This window comes from Streptomyces sp. GESEQ-4 (assembly GCF_017948455.1).
In the GTDB taxonomy this organism is placed as follows: domain Bacteria; phylum Actinomycetota; class Actinomycetes; order Streptomycetales; family Streptomycetaceae; genus Streptomyces.
This window is the reverse complement of sequence record NZ_JAFFSU010000010.1, coordinates 266,772-285,185: the sequence shown is the minus strand read 5'-3', so window position 1 is coordinate 285,185 and position 18,414 is coordinate 266,772. Positions and strand designations below refer to the sequence as shown.

Annotated in this window: 13 protein-coding genes and 1 pseudogene; 8 read left to right on the top strand and 6 right to left on the bottom strand. The window is 70.7% G+C overall.

The annotated features are described in order from the left end of the window. Positions 1 to 162: 162 nt before the first annotated feature. Together KCH48_RS21490 and KCH48_RS21485 are read left to right on the top strand one after the other, a co-directional pair. Entirely contained in the window at positions 163 to 978 is an 816-nt protein-coding gene (locus tag KCH48_RS21490; protein ID WP_210576281.1) for a hypothetical protein, read from the top strand. Between the two features lie 75 nt (positions 979 to 1,053). Beyond that, the gene (locus KCH48_RS21485; RefSeq protein WP_210576280.1) at positions 1,054 to 4,050 is read left to right on the top strand and encodes a bifunctional [glutamine synthetase] adenylyltransferase/[glutamine synthetase]-adenylyl-L-tyrosine phosphorylase; all 2,997 of its coding nucleotides are present in this window, start codon (positions 1,054 to 1,056) and stop codon (positions 4,048 to 4,050) included. Here KCH48_RS21485 and KCH48_RS21480 read toward each other — a convergent pair. After that, entirely contained in the window at positions 4,038 to 4,649 is a 612-nt protein-coding gene (locus KCH48_RS21480) for a TetR/AcrR family transcriptional regulator (protein ID WP_210576279.1), read from the bottom strand. The genes KCH48_RS21485 and KCH48_RS21480 overlap by 13 nt on opposite strands. Before the next feature lie 153 nt (positions 4,650 to 4,802). Between KCH48_RS21480 and KCH48_RS21475 the strand changes: the two genes are divergently transcribed. Both KCH48_RS21475 and KCH48_RS21470 read left to right on the top strand, forming a co-directional pair. Next, a complete protein-coding gene (locus tag KCH48_RS21475; RefSeq protein ID WP_210576278.1) occupies positions 4,803 to 6,263 on the top strand; it encodes an APC family permease in 1,461 nt (486 codons plus the stop codon). Between the two features lie 26 nt (positions 6,264 to 6,289). After that, the gene (locus KCH48_RS21470; protein WP_210576277.1) at positions 6,290 to 7,858 is read left to right on the top strand and encodes an amidohydrolase; all 1,569 of its coding nucleotides are present in this window, start codon (positions 6,290 to 6,292) and stop codon (positions 7,856 to 7,858) included. Between the two features lie 16 nt (positions 7,859 to 7,874). On the opposite strand, the gene KCH48_RS21465 is transcribed toward KCH48_RS21470, so the two are convergent. Both KCH48_RS21465 and KCH48_RS21460 read right to left on the bottom strand, forming a co-directional pair. Further along, positions 7,875 to 8,729, bottom strand: coding sequence for a phosphatase PAP2 family protein (locus KCH48_RS21465; RefSeq protein WP_210576276.1), 855 nt, complete (start codon positions 8,727 to 8,729; stop codon positions 7,875 to 7,877). A gap of 141 nt (positions 8,730 to 8,870) precedes the next feature. Next, positions 8,871 to 9,917, bottom strand: coding sequence for a LacI family DNA-binding transcriptional regulator (locus KCH48_RS21460; protein ID WP_307840907.1), 1,047 nt, complete (start codon positions 9,915 to 9,917; stop codon positions 8,871 to 8,873). A 380-nt stretch (positions 9,918 to 10,297) separates the two neighbouring features. Between KCH48_RS21460 and KCH48_RS21455 the strand changes: the two genes are divergently transcribed. From KCH48_RS21455 to KCH48_RS21440, 4 genes and pseudogenes are all read left to right on the top strand, one after another. Beyond that, on the top strand, positions 10,298 to 11,569 hold the full coding sequence (locus KCH48_RS21455; RefSeq protein ID WP_210576274.1) for an extracellular solute-binding protein: 1,272 nt from the start codon (positions 10,298 to 10,300) through the stop codon (positions 11,567 to 11,569). A 115-nt stretch (positions 11,570 to 11,684) separates the two neighbouring features. Then, positions 11,685 to 12,617: pseudogene (locus tag KCH48_RS21450) on the top strand (carbohydrate ABC transporter permease); the annotation flags it as partial. 13 nt (positions 12,618 to 12,630) lie between these two features. Then, the gene (locus KCH48_RS21445; RefSeq protein ID WP_210576272.1) at positions 12,631 to 13,539 is read left to right on the top strand and encodes a sugar ABC transporter permease; all 909 of its coding nucleotides are present in this window, start codon (positions 12,631 to 12,633) and stop codon (positions 13,537 to 13,539) included. A 133-nt stretch (positions 13,540 to 13,672) separates the two neighbouring features. Further along, positions 13,673 to 15,334 (top strand): glycoside hydrolase family 13 protein, encoded by a 1,662-nt coding sequence (locus KCH48_RS21440; RefSeq protein ID WP_210576271.1) that lies wholly within the window; start codon positions 13,673 to 13,675, stop codon positions 15,332 to 15,334. A 42-nt stretch (positions 15,335 to 15,376) separates the two neighbouring features. On the opposite strand, the gene KCH48_RS21435 is transcribed toward KCH48_RS21440, so the two are convergent. The 3 genes from KCH48_RS21435 to KCH48_RS21425 are packed head-to-tail and all read right to left on the bottom strand — an operon-like array spanning position 15,377 to position 18,293. Beyond that, the gene (locus KCH48_RS21435) at positions 15,377 to 16,051 is read right to left on the bottom strand and encodes a response regulator (protein WP_210576270.1); all 675 of its coding nucleotides are present in this window, start codon (positions 16,049 to 16,051) and stop codon (positions 15,377 to 15,379) included. Beyond that, positions 16,027 to 17,157 carry a hypothetical protein gene (locus tag KCH48_RS21430; RefSeq protein ID WP_210576269.1) on the bottom strand — a complete coding sequence of 377 codons (1,131 nt, stop codon included), beginning with the start codon at positions 17,155 to 17,157 and terminating at the stop codon, positions 16,027 to 16,029. Before KCH48_RS21430 ends, KCH48_RS21435 begins: the two co-directional genes overlap by 25 nt. After that, a complete protein-coding gene (locus KCH48_RS21425; RefSeq protein ID WP_210576268.1) occupies positions 17,145 to 18,293 on the bottom strand; it encodes an ATP-binding protein in 1,149 nt (382 codons plus the stop codon). Before KCH48_RS21425 ends, KCH48_RS21430 begins: the two co-directional genes overlap by 13 nt. Between the last annotated feature and the right edge of the window lie 121 nt (positions 18,294 to 18,414).

Here is an 18,414-nt window from a genome sequence, read left to right as displayed (position 1 = left end):
GGTTCTCACCTCCTGCGAAGGTACGCCCCGCGCGGGCCCGGGGCGCCGGGGATTCGTCAAATGACGAATGGGCTACGGCCGTTGCGGGGCGCACTGTCGACACAGGCAGCCGCCCGGCTGCCGGGAGTGCACAGGAAGAGCAGGAAGAGACGGAGGCACCCCATGCCTGCCCACCTTCGACCCGCGGCCCTTTTCGCGGGCGCCGTCCCACTGGCCGCCGCCCTGCTGGTCACCGGATGCCAGGCGTCGCCCACCACGACCGCCTCGGTGCGGGACGAGTCCTTCTCCGGGGTCGGGTTCACGCTCGGACCCCGGGGCGGCATCGACATCTCCGGCGCCTCCCGCGAGGCGGTCGCGCCGGCCGGGTCCTACCCGGTGACCGCGGGCCGCGCCCACGGGTTCGCCCGCCCCGACGACAAGCTGCTCGTCGTGCTGCGCCACTGGCCCGAGGAGCGTGCCGCACGCGGCGCGGCGCACCGGGAGCCGCCCCTGGACGCGCCCGCCATCGAGACCGGATTCCTCGTCGACACCGCGAACTGGGCGCGGGCCGAGCTCGACGGGCATGAGCTGCAGTGGCTGCGCCGGGCCACGATCCGCGTCGACACCACGAACGGCACCGTCGGGGACCTCACCCGCCTCACTCTGTCCGGTCCGCACGGGGGTCGGTCCGGACAGCCGGTGGAGCCGCCGGACGACAGCTCGTGCGGCGGGCTCGACCCGTTGGTGAACCGGAGCGCGGTGCTGCCCGCGGTGGAGCCGGGCACACCGGTCGTGGACGCCCTGAGGCGGCTGCGCGGGCAGTGCCTGGACGTCCAGTACGCCTCCCGGCCCGGGGCCGGCCGGCCGGGCACCGTGCACAGCGTGGTCGTGCCGGTCGCCGGACAGGCGGCGCCGGTGGCCGTCGTGCCGGGGCGCAGGGCCGGTGACACGGTGCTCGCCGAGCCGTCCCGACCTGCCACGGTGGTGGTCGTCCGCTGAGACACCCCGGCGCTTGTCCCGGCTTCTCCGGTTAGGCTCAAGCGGGTACGACCTTGATCCGACAGGAGGCGGGGCATGACGGCGCCGGGGCGCAGGAGCAGTACCTTCACTCGGCTGCTGCGGCACGGTTTCACCGATCCCTCGGCCGCCGAGCGGCTCCTGGACAGCGTGGAGCTGGCGCCGATGCGGAACGACCCGGTGCTGCTCGAGGCGCTGGGCGCGACCGCCGACCCGGATCTCGCGCTGCACGGTCTGGTACGGCTGCTGGAGGTGCAGCCCGGCCCCCTGGCGCAGCGCGAGCTGCTCGACACGGTGATAGCGGCGAAGCCGCTGCGGGACCGGCTGCTCGGTGTGCTCGGGGCCTCCGCCGCGCTCGCCGACCACCTCGCCCGGCACCCCAAGGACTGGCAGGCCCTCGTCACGTACGAGCCGCGCGACCTGCACCCCGGGGTGGCGGAGTTCGAGCGCGGTCTCGCCGAGGCCGGCGACCCGGTCGCCCTGCGCGTCGCCTACCGGCGCTGTCTGCTGTCCATCGCCGCCCGTGACGTGTGCGGCACCACCGATGTCGCCGAGACCGCCGCCGAGCTCGCCGACCTGGCCACCGCGACCCTGCGCGCCGCCCTCGCCATCGCCCGCGCCGCCGCGCCCGACGACGCCGCCTCCTGCCGGCTCGCGGTGATCGCGATGGGCAAGTGCGGCGGCCATGAGCTGAACTATGTGTCCGACGTCGATGTGATCTTCGTGGGGGAGGCGGCCGAGGGGGCCGACGAGGGCAAGGCGCTGCGCTCCGCCACCAAGCTCGCCTCGCACATGATGCGGATCTGCTCCGAGACCACCGTCGAGGGCTCGATCTGGCCGGTGGACGCCAATCTGCGGCCCGAGGGCAGAAACGGTCCGCTGGTGCGCACGCTGAGCAGCCACCTCGCCTACTACCAGCGCTGGGCCAAGACCTGGGAGTTCCAGGCGCTGCTCAAGGCCCGCCCGGTGGCCGGCGACATCGAGCTCGGCGACGAGTACGTCACCGCGCTCGAACCCCTCGTCTGGAAGGCCGCCGAGCGCGAGAACTTCGTCCCCGACGTGCAGAAGATGCGCCGCCGGGTCGTCGAGAACATCCCCGTCGCCGAGGTCGACCGGGAGCTGAAGCTCGGTCCGGGCGGGCTGCGGGACGTCGAATTCGCCGTGCAGCTGCTGCAGTTGGTGCACGGCCGTGCCGATGCCTCGCTTCGCAGCGGTACGACCCTCGACGCGCTCCAGGCGCTCGCCGCCGGCGGGTACGTCGGTCGCGCCGACGCCGTCCAGCTCGACAGCGCGTACCGCTTCCTGCGCACCATGGAGCACCGCATCCAGCTCTACCGGCTGCGCCGCACCCACCTCGTCCCCAATGACGAGGCCGACCAGCGCCGCATCGGCCGCTCGCTGGGCCTGCGCACCGATCCGGTCGCCGAGCTGAACCGCGAGTGGAAGCGGCACAGCAGTGTCGTACGACGGCTGCACGAGAAGCTCTTCTACCGGCCCCTGCTCGACGCCGTCGCCCAACTCGCCCCCGGCGAAGCCCGGTTGAGCCCCGAAGCGGCCCGCGAACGCATGGTCGCCCTCGGCTACGCCGACCCGGCCTCCGCCCTGCGCCACCTGGAGGCGCTGGCCTCGGGCGTCAGCCGCAAGGCCGCGATCCAGCGCACGCTGCTGCCCGTGCTGCTCGGCTGGTTCGCCGACTCCGCCGACCCGGACGCGGGCCTGCTCAACTTCCGCAAGGTGTCGGACGCGTTGGGCAAGACGCCCTGGTATCTGCGGCTGCTGCGGGACGAGGGCGCCGCGGCCGAGAACCTCGCCCGTGTGCTGTCCGCCGGCCGTCTCGCGCCCGACCTGCTGATGCGCGCGCCGGAAGCGGTGGCGCTGCTCGGCGACGGTGACGGCGGTGGCCTCGTCCCCCGCTCCCACGCCCATCTGGAGCAGGAGATCCTCGCCGCGGTCGGCCGCGCCGGCGGCGCCGTCCAAGCGGTCACGGCGGCCCGCGGCGTCCGTCGCCGCGAGCTGTTCCGTACGGCCGCCGCCGACATCGTCGGCTCGTACGGCACCGAGACCCAGCCCGCCGAGGCCGACCAGGGCGCCCTGGTGGACCGGGTCGGCGGCGCGATCTCCGACCTCACGGCCGCCACCCTCGCCGGCACCCTGCGCGCGGTCGTCCGCGAGGGCTGGGGCGAGGAGCTGCCCACCCGGTTCGCGATCATCGGCATGGGCCGCTTCGGCGGGCACGAACTCGGCTACGGCTCCGACGCGGACGTCCTGTTCGTGCATGAGCCGCGGGAGGGCGTCGAGGAACGGGTGGCCGCGGACGCCGCGAACAAGGTCGTCTCCGAGATGCGGCGACTGCTGCAGATCCCGAGCGCGGACCCGCCGCTGCTGATCGACGCGGACCTGCGTCCGGAGGGCAAGTCCGGGCCGCTCGTACGGTCGTTGAAGTCGTACGAGGCCTACTACCGCCGCTGGTCCCTGGTCTGGGAGTCACAGGCACTGCTGCGGGCCGAAGTCGTCGCCGGTGACGAGGACTTGGGCCGGCGCTTCATCGAGCTGATCGACCCGCTGCGGTATCCGGCCGAGGGACTCGGCGACGACGCCGTCCGGGAGATCCGGCGCCTGAAGGCCCGTATGGAGTCCGAGCGGATGCCGCGCGGCGCCGACCCGAAGCTGCACACCAAGCTCGGGCCCGGCGGGCTCTCCGACGTCGAATGGACCGTCCAGCTCTTCCAGTTGCACCAAGGCTGGGCCGAGCCGGGCCTGCGCACCACCCGCACCCGCGAAGCCCTCGCCGCCGCCTGCGCCGCCGGACTCATCTCCGGCGAGGACGCGGCGACCCTGGACGAGGCGTGGGTGCTGGCGACGCGGGTGCGGAACGCGGTGATGCTGGTGCGCGGGCGAGCGGGGGACACGTTCCCGTCGCACGGGCGTGAACTGGCCGCGGTGGGGCGGTACTTGGGGTACGGGCCGGGACACGTCGGCGACATGCTCGACGCGTACCGGCGTACGGCGCGACGGGCGCGGGGTGTGGTGGAGGAGCTGTTCTACGGGGCGTGAACCCGCAGCGCGCGAGCGTGCGTGATCAACCCCTCCAGCCCCAGCTCGAACGCCCGGTCCGTCCGTCCCTCTCCCGCCGCCGCCAGCGCCTGAGCCAGTCGGGGCGTCGGCGCGTCCGGCGTCAGTTCCCACATGGTCTCCGGGGCCGCGAGGTCGAGCGCCGAGCCCAGGACCAGGTTCTCCAGGGCGACGAGGAGCGGCATGACGTCGGCGGGGGCGAACCCGGCGTCCAGGAGCAGCGTCACCGCCCGCTCGTACTGCTCCAGCACGCGCGGCGCCCGCACCGGTGACGTCATCAGCAGCGGGATCGCCTTCGGGTGCGCGGCGAACGCGGCGCGGTAGGAGCGCGCCCAGGCCTCCAGCGCCGTGTCCCAGGGCGTCCGGGACAGCGTGCCGGGGTCGATCACGGACGCGACCCGCTCGCGCAGCAGTTCCACGATGCCGTCCCGGCCGTCCACATGGTGATACACCGAGCCGGTCTGCACGCCGAGTCGCCTGGCGATCTGCGGCACGCTGAAATCGCCCTGCTCGTCGACGAGTTGGAGTGCGATCGTGGTGATGCGCTCGCGGTCGAGGAGCGGTGTGCGGGGGCGTGCCATGGTCGGCGGTCTCCTTCTTTCGGGCGGAGCTTTGGGATCCAGGTCTTCCCGGACGGCAAACGAGAGGTTACATTCCCAAAACCGAAAGCCTTTAGGTTAACGGTGCTCCGTCGCTCCGAGTATCGCTCCGTCCGCCGCTCGAAGGGCTTCCCCATGTCCGTGACCGCCTCCGACACCCCCGCGGAGAAGACGCCGCCCGCCACGGCCGGCCTCCGCTCCGGTTCCCTCGGCACCGCCGACATCGCCTTCTTCGTCGTCTCCGCCGCCGCCCCGCTCACCGTCATGGCCGGCGTCGCCCCGCTCGCGATCCTGCTCGGCGGCATCGGCGCCCCGGTCGGCTACCTCGTCGCCGGCATCACCCTCACCGTCTTCGCCGTCGGCTTCACCACAATGAGCCGGCACGTCAAAAGCGGCGGCGCCTTCTACGCGTACATCACCCGCGGTCTCGGCCGCCCCGCCGGCATCGGTGCCGCCCTCCTCGCCCTGATCGGCTACAACGGCATGGAGATCGGCGTCTTCGGCCTCCTCGGCACCGCCGGCCGCGACACCGCGCAGGCCCTCTTCGGCGTCGACGTCCACTGGCTGCCCATCGCCCTGGCCGGTCTCCTCCTCGTCGGCTACGGCGGCTACCGCTCCGTCGACTTCGGCGCCAAGCTGCTCGGCATCCTGCTCGTCGCCGAGACGGGCATCCTGGTGCTGCTCGCGGGCGGTGTGCTGGTCAAGGGCGGTGCGCACGGGCTGTCCGGCGCCTCCTTCACGCCCGGCAACGCCTTCGTCGGCGGTACGGCTGTCGTCCTGGCCTTCGCGTTCGCCGCGTTCACCGGCTTCGAGTCGACCGTGATCTACCGGCGTGAGGCGCGAGACCCGGAGCGCACGGTGCCGCGCGCGACCTACGTCGCCGTCGGATTCCTGGGCCTGTTCTACGCGTTCATCGTCTGGACCGTCATCCAGGCCTTCGGCGACGCGGAGGTGATCGGAGCCGCGGCCAAGGACCCCGGCGGACTCTTCTTCTCCGCCATCACCACCTACGTCGGCGCGTGGGCGGCCGACCTGATGCACATCTTCATCGTCACCAGCGTCCTCGCCTCCCTCCTCGCCTTCCACAACGCCATCAACCGCTACGTCCTCGGTCTCTCCGAAGAGGGCGTCCTGCCACGCAAGTTGGGTCGCGTCCACTCACGCCACCGTTCCCCGTACGTCGCCGGAATCGCGCAGACCGTCCTCGGCGCCGTCGTCGTCCTCGGCTTCTGGGCCGCCGGCGCCGACCCGTACCAGCAGCTGCTGCTGTGGGTGAACACCCCGGGAATGATCGGCCTGTTCGTCCTCCAACTGCTCGCCGCGATCGCCGTGCCCTGCTACTTCCGCCGGATCAGCCACCAGGAGGGCGTCCTGCGGACCGTCGTGGCCCCCGTCACCGCGGCTCTCCTGCTCGCGACGGCCATAGGGCTCGTCATCACGCACATCGACGCGTTCACCGGCGCCTCCCCGACGGTGAACACCGTCCTCATCGCCCTCTCGCCCACGGTCTTCGTCATCGGCCTCGGACTGGCATGGTGGCTGCGCCGCCAACGACCGCAGGTGTACGCCGACTTCGCCGCCGAGCCGTCTGAATGACCAACAACTACAAGGGAGTTCACTCCATGCCCACCGCCGACCTCATCCTCGCCGGCGCCAAGATCCGCACCCTCGACCCCGGCCGTCCCTACGCCACAGCCGTCGCCGTACACGACGGGCTGATCGCGGCGGTGGGCGACGAGAGCGACGTACGGGACTGGCGCGGGCCGGGAACAGAGGTCGTACGGCTGGAGAGCGCGCACCTCGTGCCCGGCCTGGTGGACGCACACAGTCACCCGGTGTGGGGGCTGGACCTGGCGACGGGGGTGGACCTCTCCGGCGTCACCGACCTGGCGGGTCTGCGGGCCGCGCTCGGGTCCGCCGAGCGGATCGACGGCTGGGTCGTCGGCTACGGCCTCGACCACAACGCCTTCGAGGGGCGGCCCATCGACCGCTCCCTCGTCGAGGACGTGCTCGGCGGCGCGCCCGCCTTCCTCCGGCTGTACGACGGACACTCGGCCCTGGTGAGCGGCGCGGCGCTGGCCGCCGCCGGGGTGGCCGGACCGCGCGCGTTCACCCAGCGCTCGGAGGTGGTCTGCGACTCCGCCGGGCGCCCCACCGGGCATCTCGTCGAGCATGCAGCGATGGATCTGGTGACCGGGGTCATGCCCCGGGCGTCGTACGAGGTCCGGCGGGCGCGGCTGGTGGAGCTGCTGTCCGCGATGGCGGCGACCGGGCTCACCGGCGCGCACGTCATGGACGCCGGGGACCCCGAGCTGGTCGGGGCGGTGGCCGCGGAGACCGTGCTGCCGGTGCGGCTGCGTTTCGCGCCCTGGTGCATGCCGGGCGCGGACGCCGACGACCTGGCCGAGCTGGTCGCCGCACAGGGCCGGGGCGGGCGGCACTGGCGGGTCGACGGGGTCAAGTTCTTCATGGACGGGACCGTCGAGGGCGGCACGGCGTGGCTGGAGCACGCGGACTGCCACGGGCAGGGGACGGACGCGTTCTGGCCCGATCCGGACGCGTACGCCGCCGCCGTACGGCAGCTGCACACGGCCGGGGTGCGCACCGCCACGCACGCCATCGGGGACGCGGCCGTGCGCCACGTCCTGGACGTGGTCGCGGGGCTGGGGCCGCAGGCGCACGGCATGCATCGGATCGAGCACATCGAGACGGCCCCGGACGAGCTGCTTCCGCGGTTCGCGCGGTTGGGGGTGGCCGCCTCCATGCAGCCGCCGCACACCGCGTACACCCGCGCCGACGGCACCGACGAGTGGTCCCGCCGCCTGGGCGCCGGCCGCGCCGCCCACGCCTGGCGCCTGCGCGACCTGCGCGACGCGGGCGCGACGGTCGCCCTGGGCTCGGACTGGCCGATCGCCCACTACGACGTACGAACGGTCCTGGCGACGGCACGCAGTCCCAAGGGCGCCGCTTCGGCACGGGCGGGCCTGACGGGGCTCGAGGCGCTGGAGGGCTGCACGACGCACGCGGCGCTGGCGGCGGGGGAGTCGGACGCGGCGGGCCGTATCGCTCCGGGGTACCGGGCGGACCTCACGGCCTTGGGCGTGGACCCGGTGACCGCTCCCGCGGACGAGGTGGCTCAGGCTCCGGTACGACTGACGGTGACCGGCGGTCACGTGGTGCACCGGGGGTAGGGACAGAGGGGTGCCGCTAGACCTTTCCGGGCAGCAACGCCCGGCGTGGAGGTACTAGCTTCGGCAACGAGTACGGCAACGTCCCGTACCAGACCCGCGCCACCGCGTAGCCGAAGGCGAGGCACATCAGGCCGCCCACGGCGTCCAGCCAGAAGTGGTTGGCGGTGGCGACGATCACGATGAGCGTGGCCACCGGGTAGAGCAGGCCCAGGACGCGGACCCACGGGACCGAGGCCAGCGCGAAGATCGTCAGGCCGGACCAGACCGACCAGCCGATGTGCATCGACGGCATCGCGGCGTACTGGTTGGACATGTTCTTCAGGTCGCCGGAGGCCATCGAACCCCAGGTGTCGTGGACCATCACCGTGTCGATGAAGCTCTGGCCGTTCATGAGCCGCGGCGGGGCGAGCGGATACAGGTAGTAACCGATGAGGGCCACGCCGGTCGTCGCGAAGAGCACCATCCGGGTCGCCGCATAGCGGCCGGGATGACTGCGGAACAGCCACACCAGGACACCCAGAGTGACGATGAAGTGCAGTGTCGCGTAGTAGTAGTTCATGCCGACGATGAGCCAAGTCACCGAGTTCACCGCGTGGTTGACGGATTCCTCGACGGCGATGCCGAGATCCTGCTCGAGCCGCCAGAGCCAGTCGGCGTTGCTCAGAGCCTGTCCCTTTTGCTCCGGGACGGCGTTGCGGATCAGTGAGTACGTCCAGTAACTCACCGCGATCAGAAGGATCTCGAACCACAGCCGGGGCCGCCGGGGAGTGCGCAGCCTGCTCAGCGGACCGGGCCTGGTTTCGACCGTGACAGGGTGCGGAACGGCCTCCTCGCGGCCTTCCTCGGCGGTTGTCACGGTCGTCTCACCCATGGGCACAGAGTCTGCCAGAAAAGCCCTCGCCCTCCGATCATCCCCTGGTCGGGTTCGGGCCGCACGTCCTACGACGACCGTAGGCCGCGTCCTCCTCCCAGCGCACTGGTGCAGAGGGAAGTTCTCCGCCTCAGGGACGACTCAGGAACGACTCCGGTCCCCGGTCCGCTCACCAGGCGCCGAAGCCGTCGAACCGCGCACCACCAGCTCCGGCATGAACACGAACTCACTGTGCGGCGCGGGCGTCCCCCCGATCTCCTCCAGCAACGTCCGCACCGCCGCCTGCCCCATCGCCGGAACCGGCTTGCGGACCGTCGTCAGGGGCGGGTCGGTGAAGGCGATCAGCGGGGAGTCGTCGAAGCCCACCACCGAGATGTCCCGGGGGACTTCCAGACCGTGCTGCCGGGCCGCCCGTATCGCGCCCAGCGCCATCATGTCGCTGGCGCACACCACCGCCGTACAGCTGCGGCCGATGAGCGCGGTGGCCGCCGCCTGGCCGCCCTCCAGCGTGTAGAGGGAGTGCTGGACCAGCTCCGTCTCGATCGTGTCCGTGGCCAGTCCGAGCTGGTCCTGTACGGAGCGGACGAAGCCCTCGATCTTCCGCTGGACCGGCACGAACCGCTTCGGGCCGAGCGCGAGGCCGATCCGGGTGTGGCCGAGCGACACCAGATGCGTGACCGCCAGGTTCATGGCGGCCCGGTCGTCCGGCGAGATGAACGGCGCCTGCACCTTGGGGGAGAAGCCGTCGACGAGCACGAACGGCACGCCCTGCGCGCGCAACTGCTCGTAGCGCTGCATGTCGGCGGTGGTGTCGGCGTGCAGTCCGGAGACATAGATGATCCCGGCGACGCCCCGGTCGACGAGCATCTCGGTCAGCTCGTCCTCCGTCGAACCGCCCGGGGTCTGGGTGGCCAGGACCGGGGTGTAGCCCTGCCGCGTCAGCGCCTGGCCGATCACCTGGGCCAGGGCCGGGAATATGGGGTTCTCGAGCTCCGGGGTGATCAGGCCCACCAGGCCCTCGCTGCGCTGCCGCAGCCGCACGGGGCGTTCGTAGCCGAGGACGTCCAGTGCGGCCAGCACGGACTGGCGGGTGGTGGCGGCGACGCCCGGCTTCCCGTTGAGGACGCGGCTGACGGTCGCTTCGCTCACCCCCGCCTGAGCAGCGATGTCGGCAAGCCGTGTGGTCACGGGAGTGGACTGTACCGGCCGTCCCTCGCCTTGCACACCGATCGGACGCCGGGCGCGGGCGGTGGACCGGCGCTGTGCGGGTTGCTGCGGCATGGCGTCCCCTCGGGAAACGGTCGGCAAGAGCTTGCAGAGTCTTGCACAACACCGTCCCTGCCCGCTCAACCCCGCAGAACTACGGTCTCACAGTGGTCGACGATGGGTCACGTACGGATAACTTCAGAGACCTCTTGCACTTTTTTGCTGCAAGGACTTTCGCACCGCTTACATCGCTGTTACGTTCTCGACGCCCGGCCGCCGCAACGGCGCAGTCGGCAAGTCGCAGGGACGGACGACGGGACCGCCTCCTGCACCACTCGGGCTTTAACCCTCAAGGAGAACTCATGCGGCGTGGCATAGCGGCCACCGCGCTGGTGGCGTCCCTCGCTCTCGCGGCGACGGCCTGCGGCTCAGACGGCGACAGCGGAGACAAGGCCGACGGTCCGGTCACCATCACCTGGTGGGACACCTCCAACGCCACGAATGAGGCGCCGACGTACCAGGCCTTGATCAAGGAGTTCGAGGCCGCCAACAAGGACGTCAAGGTCAAGTACGTCAACGTCCCCTTCGACCAGGCGCAGAACAAGTTCGACACCGCCGCCGGTGCCAGCGGCGCCCCGGACGTGCTGCGCTCCGAGGTCGGCTGGACGCCCGCCTTCGCCAAGAAGGGCTACTTCCTTCCGCTGGACGGCACCGAGGCCCTCGCCGACGAGAGCAAGTTCCAGCCCAGCCTGATCGAGCAGGCCAAGTACGAGGGCAAGACGTACGGCGTGCCGATCGTCACCGACACCCTCGCGCTGGTCTACAACAAGGAACTCTTCGAGAAGGCCGGCGTCGAGGCCCCCAAGACCTGGGACGACCTGAAGAAGGCCGCCGCCACGATCAAGGACAAGACCGGCGTCGACGGCTACTGGGGCTCCACCCAGGCCTACTACGCCCAGTCCTTCCTCTACGGCGAGGGCACCGACACCGTCGACGCCGAGGCCAAGAAGATCACCGTCGACTCGGCCGAGGCCAAGAAGGCGTACGGCACCTGGCTGGAGCTCTTCGACGGCAAGGGCCTGCACAAGGCCGACACCACCGCCGATGCCTACGCCCACATCCAGGACGCGTTCGTCAACGGCAAGGTCGCCGCGATCATCCAGGGCCCGTGGGAGATCACCAACTTCTACAAGGGCTCCGCGTTCAAGGACAAGCAGAACCTCGGCATCGCCACCGTCCCGGCCGGCTCCAGCGGCAAGGCGGGCGCCCCGACCGGCGGGCACAACCTCTCCGTGTACGCCGGCTCCGACGAGGCGAAGCAGCAGGCCGCGCTGAAGTTCCTGAAGTTCATGACCTCGGCGAAGTCCCAGGAGACCGTGGCCCTGAAGAACTCCACGCTCCCGACCCGCGACGACGCCTACACCGCCGAGGTCAAGGCGGACCCGGGCATCGCCGGCTACCAGGGCGTCCTCTCCGCCGCCCAGCCGCGCCCGGCGCTGCCCGAGTACAGCTCCCTCTGGGGCCCGCTGGACACCGAGCTGCCCAAGATCGCCGGTGGCAAGGAGTCCCTGGACAAGGGTCTGAGCAACGCCGAGACCGCGATCGCCAAGCTGGTGCCGGACTTCAGCAAGTGACCCCGCATGGCCGTCGGATCCGCCTGAATTGGGGGGACGGATCCGGCGGCCATCGGCCTGCGTGTTGTAACCCTCGAGCCTCCAGAAAGTGCCGAACATGACAGTCGCCGTCCAGCGCCTGAAGCACAGCTACCAGAAGTACTGGTACGCCTACGCCATGATCGCCCCCGTGGTCATCGTGCTCGGCGTCCTCGTGCTGTATCCGCTCGCGTACGGGTTCTACCTGACGCTCACGGACGCCAACAGCCTCAACACCGGTCGCACGATCGGCGTCAACGAGATCGAGGCCACCTACAAGTTCATCGGCTTCGACAACTACGCCGACATCCTGTGGGGCGAGACCGCCTACGACCGCTTCTGGTCGCACTTCATCTGGACGGTGTTCTGGACGGCGGCCTGTGTCGCCCTGCACTACTGCATCGGCCTGGGCCTGGCGCTGCTGCTCAACCAGAAGCTGCGCGGCCGCACCTTCTACCGGTTGATCCTGGTCCTGCCCTGGGCGGTGCCGACCTTCGTCACCGTCTTCGGGTGGCGGTTCATGCTCGCGGACGGCGGCATCATCAACTCCGCGCTGGAGACGCTCCATCTGCCGACGCCGCTGTGGCTGGAGGACACCTTCTGGCAGCGGTTCGCCGCGATCATGGTCAACACCTGGTGCGGGGTGCCGTTCATGATGGTCTCGCTGCTGGGCGGTCTGCAGTCGATCGACTCGACGCTGTACGAGGCCGCGGAGATGGATGGCGCCACCCCCTGGCAGCGGTTCCGGTACGTCACGCTGCCCGGCCTGAGGTCCGTCAGCTCCACCGTCGTACTCCTCGGCATCATCTGGACCTTCAACCAGTTCGCCATCATCTTCCTGCTGTTCGGCGACACCGCCCCGGACGCCCAGATCCTCGTCACCTGGGCCTACTACCTCGGCTTCGGACAGCAGCCGCGCGACTTCGCGCAGTCGGCGGCGTACGGCATGCTGCTGCTGGCCATCCTGATCGTCTTCACCTCCTTCTACCGCCGCTGGCTGAACCGCAATGACCAGCAGCTCGCGATCTGAGGCAGGAGCCCCCATGAGCACTACGACCGTCAAGACGTCCGCTCCCGCCGATCCGCCACCCGCGTCCGACGCACCCCGCAAGGTGCGCCGGCGCGGCGAGCGCGGCCCCGGCGCGACCCTCGCGTCCCACGGCATCCTGATCGCCGCGAGCCTGATCGCGCTCTTCCCGATCGCCTGGCTGGTCTTCCTCTCCCTCGGCCCGGACAAGGACGACTATCTGCACCCCGGAGGGATCTGGGGGAAGATGACGTTCGACAACTACTCGTTCGTCCTGTCGGACACGAACTTCTTCGACTGGCTGAAGAGTTCGCTGATCGTCTCGCTGGGTGCCACGGTGATCGGTGTGTTCGTCGCCGCCACCACCGGATACGCCGTCTCCCGGATGCGCTTCCCGGGCTACAAGAAGTTCATGTGGGTGCTACTGGTCACCCAGATGTTCCCGGTAGCCGTACTCATGGTGCCGATGTACCAGATCCTCGCCGAACTGAAGCTCATCGACAGCTACGGTGGCCTCATCCTCGTCTACTTGACGACGGCCGTGCCGTACTGCGCGTGGCTGCTCAAGGGCTACTTCGACACCATCCCGTTCGAGATCGACGAGGCCGGGCGCGTCGACGGGCTGACCCCCTTCGGCACGTTCGCGCGGCTGATCCTGCCGCTCGCGAGGCCGGGTCTGGCCGTGGCCGCGTTCTACAGCTTCATCACGGCTTTCGGTGAGGTCGCGTTCGCTTCCACGTTCATGCTGTCCGACACGAAGTACACGCTGGCGGTCGGGTTGCAGAGCTTTGTGAGTGAGCATGACGCTCAGCGGAACCTGATGGCCGCGACGGCTGTGCTGATCGCGATACCGGCCGCCGGGTTCTTCTACCTCGTGCAGAAGAACCTGGTGACCGGTCTAACGGCAGGTGGAACCAAGGGCTAGAACGCCGGTTCAGCCCCAACGGCGCCGCACCCAAACCCGAGGCGGCCGTGGTGTCCATCCGACCCCGCTGACACCACGGCCGCCTCGTCACCAACTCCCCATGACCAGAACTCCGTTACGTACCAAGGACGCCATGACCCAGCAGCACTCCGCCATCGCCCCGGCACCCAACTCCGCCAAAGCCAAGCGCAGCGACTGGTGGCGGGACGCGGTGATCTACCAGGTCTATCCGCGCAGTTTCGCCGACAGCAACGGCGACGGTATGGGGGATCTGGAAGGCGTACGAACCCGGCTGCCGTATCTGCGGGACCTCGGGGTCGATGCCGTGTGGTTGAGCCCCTTCTATGCCTCGCCGCAGGCCGACGCCGGTTACGACGTCGCCGACTACCGGGCCGTGGACCCGATGTTCGGCAATCTGCTCGATGCCGACGCGCTGATCCGTGACGCGCATGAGCTGGGTCTCAGGATCATCGTGGACCTGGTGCCCAATCACTCCTCCGACCAGCACGAGTGGTTCAAGCGGGCGGTCGCGGAGGGGGCGGGTTCGCCGCTCCGGGACCGGTACCACTTCCGGCCGGGCAAGGGGGAGAACGGCGAACTCCCGCCCAACGACTGGGAGTCGATCTTCGGCGGGCCCGCGTGGACCCGGGTGCCCGACGGTGAGTGGTATCTGCATCTCTTCGCGCCGGAGCAGCCCGACTTCAACTGGGAGCACCCGGCCGTCGGGGACGAGTTCCGCTCGATCCTGCGGTTCTGGCTGGACATGGGCGTCGACGGCTTCCGTATCGACGTGGCGCACGGCCTGGTGAAGGCGGAGGGCCTCCCCGACCTGGGATCGCACGAACAACTGAAGCTGCTGGGCAACGATGTCATGCCGTTCTTCGACCAGGACGGGGTGCATGACATCTACCGCCAGTGGCGGACGATCCTGGACGAGTACGCGGGGGAGAGGATCTTCGTCGCCGAAGCCTGGACGCCGACGGTTGAGCGCACCGCCAACTACGTCCGGCCGGACGAGCTGCACCAGGCGTTCAACTTCCAGTATCTGAGCACGAGTTGGGACGCGGAGGAGCTGCGTACGGTCATCGACCGCACGCTGGAGGCCATGCGCCCGGTCGGCGCCCCCGCCACCTGGGTGCTGTCCAACCACGATGTCACCCGCCACGCGACCCGCTTCGCCAACCCCCCGGGTCTCGGCACGCAGATCCGCTCGGCGGGCGACCGTGAACTGGGCCTTCGCCGCGCTCGCGCCGCCACGCTGCTGATGCTGGCGCTGCCCGGTTCGGCGTACGTCTACCAGGGCGAGGAGCTGGGCCTGCCGGACGTCGTCGACCTGTCGGACGAGGTGCGTCAGGACCCGGCGTACTTCCGGGGCGCCGGACAGGACGGCTTCCGCGACGGGTGCCGGGTGCCGATCCCGTGGACGCGCACGGGGCCGTCGTACGGCTTCGGCGCGGGCGGCAGCTGGCTGCCCCAGCCCGATGGGTGGGGGGAGTTGAGCATCGAGGCCCAGACGGGTGACGCCGACTCGACGCTGGAGCTGTACCGCACCGCGCTCGCCGTCCGCCGCGAGCAGCCCGACCTGGGCGCGGGCGACTCGGTGGAGTGGCTGCGCGCCCCCGAGGGCGTCCTGGCCTTCCGGCGCGGGGAGTTCGTGTGCGTGGCCAACACCGGCGCCGAGTCGGTGACGGTGCCCGCGCACGGTCGCGTGCTGCTCGCCAGCGGTGAGGTGACGGAGGCGGACGGCGAGGCGAAGGTGCCGGGCGACACGACGGTCTGGTGGACCACCGCCTGAGAGGAATCGCCGTCCGATGCCGCGACCGCACACGTCGCGGCATCAACTCCCGCTGACCGCCGCCGACTCGTAGCCCGTGATGTCGTCGGGCGTCACCAGGCCGTCCTCGATCGCCCGGGCCAGCATGTCCGCCTTGGTCGGTGCGGTCCTGCCGACCTGCGCGTACTTGACCCGTGCCCGACGGATGTACACGTCCACCGTGTGCACCGACACGCCCATGCGCCGGGCGACCGAAGCCTTCGACATGGACTGGAACCACCACAGCAGCGCGGTGCGTTCCTGTGCGGACAGCTTGGGTCTGCTCGGGCCGCGGTCACCGACCAGGACCCCGGCGGCGGTCGGCGTGACGTAGGGTCTGTCGCCCGCCGCGGCCAGGACCGCGTTCACCAGGTGGGCCCGTCCTTCGTTCTTCGCGACGAACTCGCATGCTCCGGCCTCCAGCGATTCGAGGACCACCCGCTGCTCGGTGAACTGCGAGAAGGCGATGACCCGTTGGCCCGCGGCGGCCAGCGTGGCGATGTCGCCGATGACGAGTCTGCCGTGCAGATTCAGATCGAGGATGAGGACATCCGCGACGCCGGGCTCCACATCCGTGGTTTCCCCGGTGTGCCTCACCGAGATGCGCGGCTCCTCGGACAGCCAGGTCTGGATGCCTTCGATGACGACAGGGTGATCGTCGACGATGGCGACGGTCAGGGGGCCGGTCGCAGCGGCCATCGGGTCTCCCACCACAGCTGATCCTCCTCCTGGTCGTACTGGGCGGACACGGTGAGCGGGCCCGGCGATTCGACGAGCGTCTGCGGCGGGGCGTCGGCCACCACGCTCACCACGACGTCCTCGGGCGTCGTCACCACGGTCACCCGGGCTCGGGTGGCGGCGGTGGCCAGGACCAGCAGGGTCCCTTCCGCCAGTTCTCGGCGGGCGGATGTCGGCAGGTCGGGCAGGTCGCCGTAGCTCAGCAGGGTCACGCGTACGCCACGCCGCTCGGCGATGTCGGCGCAGGCGCGCAGTTCGTGCAGGAGCGGGTGCGGGGCGTCGTCCGTCTCCACGAACAGCCTCCGCAGGCGTGCCGCCTCCACGGCGGCACGTCGGCGTACGACGGTGTCCCCCGGGTCCAGTCGATGTTCCGCCAGACCACGCAGCAGCGGTTCCACTGTGCTGCGCAGGGACTCGTAACGGCGCTGGCGCTCGGCGTGCACGGTCTCGTCGGCGGTCGCACGGGCGAGACGCTCGGCCTGGCCCGCGGCGATCTCGGTGGCTTCCCGCGCACCGTCGTTGAGCTGCCGTGCCAGATACGCGAGGGTCAACTGGACACCGGCGGTGGTGTACGTCACGGCCAGCAGACGGGCGACCATGACATGGTCGAGCGCGTCGTGGGCGGCCAGGAAGGCCACCGTGACAGCCGTGTTGGCGCCGAGCAGGGCGACCAGCTCCCACAGCGGACGCTGCGTCAGAAGCAGCACGCCGAACCAGCCCACGGTGTTCCACGCCCAGCTCACGTCGCTGATCATCCCGCCCGTCGGGTACGTGGCGGTGGCGACGACGCCGGTGACCAGCGCCGCCCCCGCGAGCCACCGCGCGGTGTGCCCGCTGAGCGCGGAACGCAGCAGCAGGACCGACCCGACCGTCTGGATGACCGTGAGCGCCAGCCAGGAGCCCGCGGCGGCGGCCTGCGGCTCGTACACCGGCCAGCCCCTGAGCACCAGCAGGGTGTCCAGCCCCAGGTGCCAGACGCCGACGATCGCCACCAGCCCGATATTGACGGCCATGGCGAAACGGGTGGCGACCATTCCCTTGGCGACGCCGGCGGTCAGGGTTCCCACCTCAGCACGACCCGGGTGCCCGCGCCGGGGGACGAGACCGCCCGGGCGCTGCCTCCCACGGCACGCATCCGGCCGTAGACCGACTCCCGCAGACCGCGCCGGTGGGAGGGAACAGCCGCGGGGTCGAACCCGCGTCCGCTGTCGCAGACTTCGACGGTAGCGCCCTCCCCGGTACGTCGGGCCGTGACCCGGGCAGCGCGGGTGTCCGCGTGCCGGGCCACGTTGGTCAGGGCCTCGGCGATCGCTTGCGAGAGGGCTTCCACGACCTCGTGGGGAAGATCCAGCGGCGGCACGTCGAACTCGATGTCCAGTGGCGGGAGGCCGACGCGGCGCGTCAGTACGACGGTGCGCAGCGCGACATCCAGCGGTGCCGGCTCGTGCGCCACGTCGCGTGCCACGCCGGGATGCGCCCGCAGGTCCGCGATGACGGCCAGGTCGGCCGCGGCCCGGTCCGTCAGCGCGGCCGAATCACGGGTGATGCTGCCGGTGCCCACGATGGTGAGCGTGGCGAGCACGGTGTCGTGCAGCAGTCGCTGCTGGTCCAGTTCGTCGGTGCGGGCGGCGGACCGGGCCCGCGTCGCCGCGCGCGCCGCCGCCTCCTCGGACAGTGCGAGGTCCGCCCTGCGCGCTCCGTGGCGCAGCAGGAACACGAGAGTGGCGCCGAGCAGTCCCTGGAGCACCATGATCAGGGGGGCGTCCCGGATGCCGGGGGCGCCCACCGCGTAAGCCGCCGCGATGGCGATCGCCGCCGCCATCGCCAGGGGCTGCCGCAGACCGAACTGGGCGATGAAGATGCCGCTGCCGGCGACCATGTCGATCCATCCGCTGCCCGCGCTCGCTCCCAGGACCTCGGCCGGGACGAGGTTGCCGTGCGCCAGGCAGAGCACCACGACGACAGCGGTGTCACCGGCACAGAGCCAGGAACGAGGTTCCGGCCTGAACATCAGCACGATGAACAGCCCGCTCCACAGCAGGAGTCCGACGACCGCGACGGCCACCCAGACGGAGCGCGCGGGCGGTGCGAAGCCGACCACGGCGACCACGGCCGCTCCGACAGCACTCGCCGCCCTCAGGACAGCCGACAGGCGTGCGGACTTGCGCCGCAGCTGAAGTTGGGCCGGCCCCTGCGTCAGCACGCCGCCTCCACTAGAGGAATTCCCGCCTCCGCCAAGAAAGGAGCGGATTCGACCGCATTCCTCACAGTGTTTCCCCCGTACGCCGATGACACCCGCTCCCAACTTACGTGAACGCGAGCGC